Genomic DNA, 2,613 nt, shown 5'->3' on the forward strand with positions numbered 1-2,613 from the left:
GTGATCTCTCCGATCAACCCTTGGCAGGTGGTGTATTTCGCCCTGCAACCCGGCGTCGCCGGACTGGAGGAGCCTCGCTTCCGATAACGCTTCACCCACAAGGACGGGCACCCAGTGTCCCGGTCTTGTCGCTTGCAACGCTGCATACCAACAAAAACAAGACGGAGATTCACATGGACTTCAAACGCAAGTTGCTCATCGCTGCACTCCCGCTAGCCTTCTGCCTGTCGAGCACCGCCTACGCGGAGATGACGCTGAAAATCGCTGAGATCCACCCTTGTATCTCGACTACCACGCTATGTTGGGGTGATAGTTCCCGACTGATCATCGGGGGAAGGTCAGGAAGCCGTATCCACCCTTAGGCTTTGAGCCTGCGACGTAGATAGCGCTGCGGCCTTCCATACTCACTCTTACAGCTCGAACGGTATCCAGAGCCCGCCTCCGGCGAGAGCTCGCATCAGCAAGGTAGAGCTGAGTGAAGTGTTGATCTTTCTGAACCAGCAGGAGGACTTATGCCCAGCGTCATCGGCATCGATATCGCCAAACGCACGTTCGACATCGCCACCCAGCAGCCCAATGGCAAGTACCGCACCAAGGCCAAATTGCCAAACGAGGTGGCCGGTTTCGAAGCGCTCCAGCAGTGGCTGCTCAAGCACGCCAATGCCCAAGCCTGGATCGTGATGGAAGCGACCGGCGCTTACCATGAAGCGCTCGCGACCTGGTTTCACGATAAAGGCTATCAGGTCTGCGTGCTCAATCCTGCACAGGTCGCCTATTACGCTCGAAGCCAGCTCCAGCGCGTAAAGACCGACAAAGTCGACGCCAAACTCATCGCCGAGTATGGCGAGCGGCACCAGGGCGATCTGCGGGCCTGGCAGCCTGAGCCTCCCGCCGTCCGGCGCTTGAAAGCATTAGTGCGGCGCCTGGAAGATCTGCAGGAGATCCAACAAATGGAACGCAACCGCCTGGATCTGGCCGACGCTAGTGTGCAGGCTTCAATCTACTCAGTGCTGCACCATGTCGAGCGGCAGATCGGCGAGACACTCCGTGCGATCCGAGACCACATCGATGATGACCCGGACCTGCGCAACAAACGCGACCTGCTGACCAGCATTGATGGCATTGGCGAGCGTTCCGCAGCCCTGTTGCTGGCTGAGCTGGGCGATCCGCTACGCTTCGCCAGCTCACGCGCGATCACCGCTTATGCCGGGCTGAACCCCCGCCTTCAGGAGTCTGGCTCCTACAAAGGCCAGACGCGCATATCCCGCACGGGATCGTCTCGCTTGAGGGCTGGGCTCTACATGCCGGCGGTCTGCTCGCTCACACACAACCCGGCCATTAGTGCTCTACGCGAGCGTCTGAGTGCAAAAGGAAAATCCGGAAAACAAATCGTCTGTGCAGCGATGCGCAAGCTGCTGCACATCGCCTATGGGGTACTTAAATCGGGCCAGCGTTTCGACCCTCAACTGGCCCTTGCGCGCTAATGGGGAAGACGGTATCTACGCTCAGCTTCCAGCTTCCTTTCGAGTAAACTGCGCAGCCTGTTTTCGTCCTTCCGGTTACCGTCATGACCTTCGCCTCTTTGGGCCTGATCGATCAGCTGCTACGCACCCTCGAATCGCTTGAATACACCCAGCCGACGCCGGTCCAGGCCAAAGCGATTCCGGCTGTGCTCAAGGGCCGGGACCTGATGGCCGCCGCGCAGACCGGCACCGGCAAGACCGCGGGTTTCGCCTTGCCGCTGTTGCAGCGGCTGCTGCACGAAAGGGCCGCAAAGTGGCGAGCAATTCGGTCCGCGCACTGGTGCTGGTGCCGACCCGTGAGCTGGCCGAGCAGGTGCATGAGAGCTTCAGAAGCTACGGCCAGGACCTGCCGCTGCGCACCTATGCGGTCTACGGCGGCGTCAGCATCAATCCGCAGATGATGGCCTTGCGCAAGGGCATCGACGTGTTGGTCGCCACACCCGGGCGGTTGCTGGATCTGTATCGACAGAACGCGGTGAAGTTCAGCCAGGTGCAGGCGCTGGTGCTGGACGAGGCCGATCGGATGCTCGACCTCGGCTTTTCCGAAGAGCTGGATGCGCTGTTTAGCGCGCTGCCGAAAAAAGCGCCAAACCTTGCTGTTTTCTGCGACCTTCTCCGACCCGATTCGGCAGATGGCGCAGGAGCTGCTGCGCGATCCCCTGTCCATCGAGGTCAGCCCGCGCAATGCTGCGGCGAAAACCGTGAAACAGTGGCTGGTGCCGGTGGACAAGAAGCGTAAGTCCGAGTTGTTTCTGCATCTGCTGGCAGAAAAGCGCTGGGGGCAGGTGCTGGTGTTCGTGAAGACGCGCAAGGGCGTCGACCAGCTTGTGGATGAGTTGCAGGCGCAGGGCATCAGCAGCGACGCGATCCACGGTGACAAGCCGCAGGCTTCGCGACTGCGTGCGTTGGAACGCTTCAAGGCCGGTGAAGTGCAGGTGCTGGTAGCCACCGATGTGGCCGCACGTGGCCTGGATATCCATGATCTGCCGCAGGTGGTCAATTTCGATCTGCCTACTGTTGCCGAGGACTATGTGCACCGTATCGGCCGGACAGGCCGGGCGGGCGCAACGGGCGAGGCCGTGTCGCTGGT

Annotated in this window: 1 protein-coding gene and 2 pseudogenes; all 3 read left to right on the forward strand. The window is 60.6% G+C overall.

What is annotated here, in order from left to right; genetic code table 11:
* Positions 1-173: 173 nt before the first annotated feature.
* Positions 174-278: pseudogene (locus DQ405_RS27985) on the forward strand (TRAP transporter substrate-binding protein); the annotation flags it as partial.
* A 234-nt stretch (positions 279-512) separates the two neighbouring features.
* Positions 513-1,484 carry an IS110 family transposase gene (locus DQ405_RS26575; RefSeq protein WP_128122069.1) on the forward strand — a complete coding sequence of 324 codons (972 nt, stop codon included), beginning with the start codon at positions 513-515 and terminating at the stop codon, positions 1,482-1,484.
* 83 nt (positions 1,485-1,567) lie between these two features.
* Positions 1,568-2,613, forward strand: a pseudogene (locus DQ405_RS27990) (DEAD/DEAH box helicase); the annotation flags it as partial.

It is taken from the genome of Pseudomonas sp. SST3, assembly GCF_003325755.1.

Excerpts from the sequence above, each read along its gene's own strand:
- DQ405_RS26575 (WP_128122069.1), top strand. The coding sequence starts at position 513 with ATGCCCAGCGTCATCGGCATCGATATCGCCAAACGCACGTTCGACATC.